This is a genomic window from Enterobacter sp. CM29 (assembly GCF_013179605.1).
Taxonomy (GTDB): Bacteria; Pseudomonadota; Gammaproteobacteria; order Enterobacterales; family Enterobacteriaceae; genus Enterobacter; species Enterobacter intestinihominis.
This window is the reverse complement of the sequence record NZ_JABMCU010000207.1, coordinates 1-7,641: the sequence shown is the minus strand read 5'-3', so window position 1 is coordinate 7,641 and position 7,641 is coordinate 1. Positions and strand designations below refer to the sequence as shown.

Genomic DNA, 7,641 nt, shown 5'->3' with positions numbered 1-7,641 from the left:
CCCTGCAACATCACGACCGGCCAGCGTCAGCGGCAGGGCGAGAGCCTGAATGGGCGTGCAGTTATGAAACCCTTTAGTTTCAAGGGCTTCGATCACCTTTGGGTGCAGGGCGAAGTCGGAAAACTTCTGTTCTGTTAAATGTGTTTTGCTCATAGTGTGGTAGAATATCAGCTTACTATTGCTTTACGAAAGCGTATCCGGTGAAATAAAGTCAACCTTTAGTTGGTTAATGCGACATCAACACGTCGTTGGTGGAGACAAAACCAACGTACCAGGCTTATTCCTGTGGAGTTATATATGAGCGATAAAATTATTCACCTGACTGACGACAGTTTTGACACGGACGTACTTAAAGCTGACGGGCTGATCCTCGTTGATTTCTGGGCTGAATGGTGTGGTCCTTGCAAAATGATCGCTCCGATTCTGGATGAAATCGCTGACGAATATCAGGGCAAACTGACCGTTGCCAAGCTGAACATCGACCAGAACCCGGGCACCGCGCCAAAATACGGTATCCGTGGCATCCCGACCCTGCTGCTGTTCAAGAACGGTGACGTGGCGGCGACCAAAGTGGGCGCACTGTCCAAAGGTCAACTGAAAGAGTTCCTGGACGCTAACCTGGCGTAAGGTTTCTCCGCTGAGCGTCCAGAGCGCCTAATTAATGGTGAGCTCTGGACGCCCGGCTTTAGTCGTGCTAAGTTAGCTATGACTACGTTTTAAACATATCTTGTTGTTTGAATCTTGTTTTACCCGATACTTCCCGTTGTTAACTTAAACAGTGCGTGAAGTTGCTAGATTCCGGGCTTGTCACTCAATCCGTCTTGTCGTTTCAGTTCTGCGTTCTTTCCCTGTGACCAGACAGCGAACAGACATGAGGTGATGGCCGCTAAACAGGCATGGATGACCCTGCCATACCATTCACAACATTAAGTTCGAGAATCACCCCGAGTTTAAGAACCCACACCATTATGAATCTTACCGAATTAAAGAATACGCCGGTTTCTGAGCTGATCACTCTCGGCGAAAATATGGGACTGGAAAACCAGGCTCGTATGCGCAAGCAGGACATCATTTTCGCCATCCTGAAGCAACACGCTAAGAGTGGCGAAGATATCTTTGGCGACGGTGTGCTGGAGATACTGCAAGACGGATTTGGTTTCCTCCGCTCTGCAGACAGCTCCTACCTCGCCGGCCCTGACGACATCTACGTATCCCCTAGCCAAATCCGCCGTTTCAACCTCCGCACTGGTGACACCATTTCAGGTAAGATTCGTCCTCCAAAAGAGGGTGAACGCTACTTTGCGCTGTTGAAGGTTAATGAAGTCAACTACGACAAACCGGAAAACTCCCGCAATAAGATCCTGTTCGAGAACTTAACGCCGCTGCACGCGAACTCTCGTCTGCGTATGGAGCGTGGTAACGGGTCTACTGAAGACTTAACCGCTCGTGTGCTGGATCTGGCATCGCCAATTGGTCGTGGCCAGCGTGGTCTGATTGTGGCGCCGCCAAAAGCCGGTAAAACCATGCTGCTGCAAAACATCGCGCAGAGCATTGCTTACAACCATCCAGACTGTGTGCTGATGGTGCTGCTGATTGACGAACGTCCGGAAGAAGTGACCGAGATGCAGCGTCTGGTGAAAGGGGAAGTGGTTGCGTCAACCTTCGACGAGCCTGCTTCCCGCCACGTTCAGGTTGCGGAAATGGTTATCGAGAAGGCGAAACGCCTGGTTGAGCACAAGAAAGACGTGATCATCCTGCTCGATTCCATTACCCGTCTGGCGCGTGCCTACAACACCGTGGTGCCGGCTTCCGGTAAAGTACTGACCGGTGGTGTGGATGCCAACGCCCTGCATCGTCCGAAGCGTTTCTTCGGTGCGGCGCGTAACGTGGAAGAGGGCGGTAGCCTGACCATTATCGCGACGGCGCTGATCGATACCGGCTCCAAAATGGACGAAGTTATCTACGAAGAGTTTAAAGGTACAGGCAACATGGAACTGCACCTTTCTCGTAAAATCGCAGAAAAACGCGTCTTCCCGGCGATCGACTACAACCGTTCCGGTACCCGTAAAGAAGAGCTGCTTACCACTCAGGAAGAGCTGCAGAAAATGTGGATCCTGCGCAAAATCATCCATCCAATGGGCGAAATCGACGCAATGGAATTCCTCATTAACAAACTGGCGATGACTAAAACGAACGACGATTTCTTCGACATGATGAAACGCTCGTAACGCAAATAATCCCAGTAAACGCCACGTTTTTACGTGGCGTTTTTTATTTATGGACTATACGCTATTACCACACACTCCCAATTTTGACCGGTCGGTGCGACAATAAGAAGGTTTGCACAGTCAAAGAAATAATTGATTGAAAAACATACAAAGGGAGTTGTGATAAGCCTTCTTTAATCCTTCTGAGGCAGAGGCTTCATGGTTATACTTCCGGGACTAACATTTGTTGAGAGCAATCCATTGTGAATCTACTCACTGCAGTAACTGAGCTGATCAGTATTTTTTTATTCACAACCTGTTTTTTGTTCATTGCGCGCAAGGTAGCAAAAAGAATTGGGTTAGTGGACAAACCGAATTTCCGTAAACGTCATCAGGGGCTTATTCCGCTGGTGGGCGGCATTTCGGTATACGCAGGCATCTGTTTCACATTCGGGATCGCGGATTACTATATCCCCCATGCCGCACTCTACCTGGCATGTGCCGGTGTGCTGGTACTGGTTGGCGCCCTTGATGATCGTTTTGATATCAGCGTGAAGTTCCGCGCGACGGTGCAGGCGGCCATTGGCATCATTATGATGGTGGTGGGCGGCCTCTATCTCAGAAGCCTGGGCTACGTGTTTGGTCCCTGGGAGCTGGTGCTTGGGCCGTTCGGCTTCTTCCTCACGCTGTTTGCCGTGTGGGCGGCTATCAACGCCTTTAACATGGTTGATGGCATAGACGGTCTGCTCGGTGGGCTGTCCTCTGTTTCGTTTGGCGCAATCGGCATCATTTTATGGTTTGACGGCCAGTACAGCTTGTCAATGTGGTGCTTTGCCATGATTGCCGCCATTCTGCCTTACATCTGCCTGAACCTGGGTGTGTTAGGGCGTCGCTATAAAGTCTTTATGGGCGATGCGGGCAGTACCCTGATTGGCTTTACGGTGATCTGGGTCCTGCTGGAGACCACGCAGGGTAAAACGCACCCTATCAGCCCGGTAACGGCTCTCTGGATTATCGCCATCCCGCTGATGGACATGGTCGCTATTATGTACCGTCGTCTACGTAAAGGGATGAGCCCGTTTTCTCCCGACCGGCAGCATATTCATCATCTGATTATGCGCGCCGGCTTCACGTCTCGTCAGGCGTTTGTGCTGATTACGCTAGCGGCTGCTATTCTGGCTGCGATTGGCGTTGCCGCGGAATACGCTCATTTCATTCCTGAATGGGTAATGTTGGTATTATTCTTGCTAGCATTTTTCATGTACGGTTACTGCATCAAGCGTGCATGGAAAGTCGCGCGTTTTATTAAACGTTTAAAACGCAGGATGCGTCGGAACAGTGGCAAAAACACAACATTAACTAAGTAAAACCGGGACTATGATGACTCAACCGTTGGCGGGAGCGAAATCAGTGGGCACTGAGAACGAGCTGGATATTCGTGGTTTGTTTCGAGTGTTATGGCAGGGCAAACTGTGGATTGTGGGGATTGGCCTGGGGTTCGCGCTGTTAGCGCTTGCCTACACCTTCTTTGCGAAACAAGAGTGGAGCGCCACGGCGATCACAGACCGACCAACGGTGAATATGCTTGGAGGCTACTACTCCCAGCAGCAATTCCTGCGTAATCTTGATATCAAGGCCAATCTGGCGACCCCGGATCAGGCCTCGGTGATGGATGAGTCCTACAAAGAGTTTGTGATGCAGCTGGCGTCGTGGGATACACGTCGCGATTTCTGGTCCCAGACAGACTACTACAAGCAGCGCATGGTCGGTAACAGCAAAGCGGATGCCGCGCTGCTGGATGATTTAATCAACAACATTCAGTTTATGCCTGGCGATGTGCTCCGTAACGTTAGCGACAGCGTGAAGCTGATTGCGGAAACGGCGCCGGACGCCAATAACCTGTTGCGTCAGTACGTTGCTTTTGCCAGCCAGCGTGCGGCCAGTCATCTGAATGACGAGCTGAAAGGCGCCTGGGCTGCGCGAACTATCCAGATGAAAGCGCAGGTCAAACGTCAGGAAGAGGTCGCTAAGGCCATCTTCGCCCGTCGCGTGCATAATATTGAGCAGGCGCTGAAGATTGCGGAACAGCACAATATTTCCCGTAGCGAAACGGATGTTCCGGCTGACGAACTCCCTGATTCAGAAATGTTCCTTCTTGGTCGCCCAATGCTTCAGGCACGTCTGGAAAATATCCAGGCCGTTGGCCCTGACTTTGACCTTGATTACGACCAAAACCGCGCCATGCTCAATACGCTCAACGTCGGTCCAACGCTGGACCCGCGTTTTCAGACCTATCGTTATTTAAGAACGCCTGAAGAGCCTGTAAAACGCGATAGTCCGCGTCGCGCATTCCTGATGATCATGTGGGGGATTGTGGGCGCACTGACTGGCGCTGGCGTAGCGTTATTGCGTCGCCGCACAAACTAAGAACGCCGTCTACGATGAAGGCTGCGGCCTTCATCGTCTAATCGAAGAGAATCGATGTGAAAGTACTAACCGTATTTGGCACCAGGCCGGAGGCCATCAAGATGGCGCCTCTGGTTCATGCGCTGGCCAGAGATCCTGATATTGAAGCGAAAGTGTGCGTGACTGCCCAGCACCGTGAGATGCTCGATCAGGTCTTAACCCTCTTTTCTATCGTCCCGGATTACGATCTCAATATAATGAAACCGGGACAGGGACTGACGGAAATCACCTGCCGTATTCTGCAAGAATTAAAGCCTATTCTGGAGTCGTTCAAGCCGGATGTAGTGCTGGTGCACGGCGACACCACCACCACCGTGGCGACCAGCCTGGCCGCGTTCTATCAGCGTATCCCCGTTGGTCATATTGAAGCGGGTCTGCGTACCGGCAATCTCTATTCCCCGTGGCCGGAAGAGGCCAACCGTACGCTCACCGGTCACCTGGCGATGTACCATTTTGCGCCAACCGAGAACTCACGTCAGAACCTGCTGCGCGAAAATATCAGTGACAGCAAGATCTTCGTCACCGGCAATACGGTCATTGATGCGCTGATTTGGGTGCGTGACCGCGTGCTGGCTAACAGCGAGCTTCAGGCAGAACTTGCTGCGCGCTATCCGTTCCTGAACAACGGCAAGAAAACGATTCTGGTGACGGGCCACCGCCGCGAAAGCTTTGGCCGTGGCTTTGAGCAAATTTGCCACGCGCTGGCTGAAATCGCCGCGCAGAACGAGGATGTGCAGATTGTCTATCCGGTGCACCTCAACCCGAACGTCAGCGAACCGGTCAACCGTATCCTGGGCCACGTGGAAAACGTGCTCCTGATAGAGCCGCAGGACTATCTGCCATTTGTCTGGCTGATGAACCACGCCTGGCTGATCCTGACCGATTCTGGCGGCATTCAGGAAGAGGCGCCTTCCCTCGGTAAGCCGGTACTGGTGATGCGCGAAACCACTGAACGTCCGGAAGCGGTCACTGCCGGTACCGTGCGTCTGGTGGGAACGGATCCGCATCGTATTGTCGAAGAGGTCACGCGCTTACTGCATGACGAAGAAGAGTATCAGGCGATGAGCCGTGCCCATAACCCGTACGGGGACGGGCAGGCTTGTGGACGTATTTTGCACGCACTTAAACACAATCGGGTAACGCTATGAGTTTTACTACCATCTCTGTTGTTGGTCTCGGCTATATCGGGCTGCCTACTGCGGCGGCCTTTGCCTCTCGTCAAAAGCAGGTTATTGGCGTAGATATCAACGCGCATGCGGTAGAAACCATCAACCGTGGCGAAATTCATATCGTGGAGCCCGATCTCGATCGTGTGGTGAAAAAGGCGGTGGACGGTGGCTTCCTGCGCGCCAGCACCACGCCGGTAGAAGCCGATGCGTACCTGATTGCGGTGCCTACGCCCTTTAAAGGCGATCACGAGCCTGACATGGTTTACGTCGAGGCGGCGGCAAAATCCATTGCGCCTGTGCTGAAGAAAGGGGCACTGGTTATTCTTGAGTCCACTTCACCTGTTGGGGCAACCGAGCAGATGGCACAGTGGCTGGCCGAGGCGCGTCCCGATCTCAGCTTCCCCCAGCAGGCGGGCGACCAGGCCGATATCAACATCGCCTACTGCCCTGAGCGCGTACTGCCAGGCCAGGTGATGGTGGAACTGATTAAAAATGACCGCGTGATTGGCGGCATGACCCCAGTCTGCTCCGCGCGCGCCAGCGAGCTGTATAAGATCTTCCTTGAAGGCGAATGCGTGGTGACCAACTCCCGCACCGCCGAGATGTGCAAACTGACCGAAAACAGCTTCCGCGATGTTAACATTGCATTTGCGAATGAACTGTCGTTGATTTGCGCCGATCAGGGAATTAACGTCTGGGAACTTGTTCGCCTTGCCAATCGTCACCCACGCGTGAACATCCTTCAGCCGGGGCCGGGTGTGGGTGGGCACTGTATCGCTGTCGATCCGTGGTTTATCGTGGCGCAGAATCCGGAACAGGCACGCCTGATTCGCACCGCGCGCGAAGTAAACGACCACAAACCGCACTGGGTTATCAACCAGGTGAAAGCCACGGTGGCGGATTGCCTCGCCGACAGCGGTAAACGTGCCAGTGAGCTGAAAATTGCCTGCTTTGGTCTGGCATTCAAACCGAATATTGACGATCTTCGCGAAAGCCCGGCAATGGAAATTGCCGAAACGATCGCAGCCTGGCACAGCGGTGAAACGCTGGTGGTTGAGCCGAATATTCATGCGTTGCCGGCAAAACTTGCCGGTCACTGCACCCTTACCGCACTGGATGACGCGCTGGCGACGGCGGATGTGCTGGTGCTGCTGGTGGATCACAATGCGTTTAAAGCGGTCTCCGCTGATGCCGTGCGTCAGCAGTATATTGTTGATACTAAGGGCGTTTGGCGTTGATTACTCTCAACGGCGTGCTGGAGTCCCTTGAGTGGGAAAGCGTATTTTTTTCGCTCCCCTCAGCGATAGTGCGTCTGCGCGATAACGCTCCTGCGTTGCAGGACGCAGACTTCAGCGCCTGGCAGCGCGTACAGGCTAAGATCCCGGCGGACCGCGCCGATCTGCTGGACGCGCTCCAGCAGCACGGATTCCGGCTGGTCGAGGGCGAGGTTGATCTCTCTGTTACCGTGGCCCACCACGGCTCACCGGGCGCGGAAATTGCATCGGAGCAGGATATCCCCGCGCTGCGCAAGATGGCGGCGCTGGCTTTCGCTCAAAGCCGTTTCCGGGCGCCCTGGTATGCGCCCGATGACAGCGGCCGCTTTTATGCCCGGTGGATAGAGAATGCGGTTAAAGGCACGTTTGACCACGTCTGTCTGGTGTTCCGTACTGCCGGTGGGCAGATTCAGGGTTTTGTTTCGCTTCGCAGGCTCAACGAGCAAGAGGCGCGCATCGGTTTGTTAGCCGGGCGCGGCATGGGCGAAAAACTCATGCAGGCGGCGCTGCACTGGGCGGAGCAAC

Annotated in this window: 7 protein-coding genes and 1 pseudogene; 7 read left to right on the top strand and 1 reads right to left on the bottom strand. The window is 53.7% G+C overall.

What is annotated here, in order from left to right; all coding sequences use genetic code 11:
- A pseudogene (locus HP459_RS19590) lies at window positions 1-153 on the bottom strand (ATP-dependent RNA helicase RhlB); the annotation flags it as partial.
- A 144-nt stretch (window positions 154-297) separates the two neighbouring features.
- On the opposite strand from HP459_RS19590, the gene trxA reads away from it, so the two are divergent.
- From trxA to rffC, 7 genes are all read left to right on the top strand, one after another.
- A complete protein-coding gene (gene trxA / locus HP459_RS19585) occupies window positions 298-627 on the top strand; it encodes a thioredoxin TrxA (RefSeq protein WP_006812392.1) in 330 nt (109 codons plus the stop codon).
- 341 nt (window positions 628-968) lie between these two features.
- Window positions 969-2,228: a transcription termination factor Rho gene (gene rho / locus HP459_RS19580; protein ID WP_001054528.1), complete on the top strand. Its 1,260-nt coding sequence runs from the start codon at window positions 969-971 to the stop codon at window positions 2,226-2,228.
- Window positions 2,229-2,470: 242 nt separating this feature from the next.
- Window positions 2,471-3,574: a UDP-N-acetylglucosamine--undecaprenyl-phosphate N-acetylglucosaminephosphotransferase gene (gene wecA, locus HP459_RS19575; RefSeq protein ID WP_001050933.1), complete on the top strand. Its 1,104-nt coding sequence runs from the start codon at window positions 2,471-2,473 to the stop codon at window positions 3,572-3,574.
- A gap of 13 nt (window positions 3,575-3,587) precedes the next feature.
- A complete protein-coding gene (wzzE, locus tag HP459_RS19570) occupies window positions 3,588-4,634 on the top strand; it encodes an ECA polysaccharide chain length modulation protein (RefSeq protein WP_022646646.1) in 1,047 nt (348 codons plus the stop codon).
- Window positions 4,635-4,690: 56 nt separating this feature from the next.
- On the top strand, window positions 4,691-5,821 hold the full coding sequence (gene wecB, locus HP459_RS19565; protein ID WP_171936684.1) for a non-hydrolyzing UDP-N-acetylglucosamine 2-epimerase: 1,131 nt from the start codon (window positions 4,691-4,693) through the stop codon (window positions 5,819-5,821).
- On the top strand, window positions 5,818-7,080 hold the full coding sequence (gene wecC, locus HP459_RS19560) for a UDP-N-acetyl-D-mannosamine dehydrogenase (protein ID WP_023299034.1): 1,263 nt from the start codon (window positions 5,818-5,820) through the stop codon (window positions 7,078-7,080). The genes wecB and wecC overlap by 4 nt, the downstream gene beginning before the upstream one ends.
- Window positions 7,077-7,641: dTDP-4-amino-4,6-dideoxy-D-galactose acyltransferase (gene rffC / locus HP459_RS19555; protein ID WP_171936683.1), on the top strand; the 565-nt coding region annotated here is incomplete at its 3' end. The genes wecC and rffC, both read left to right, overlap by 4 nt.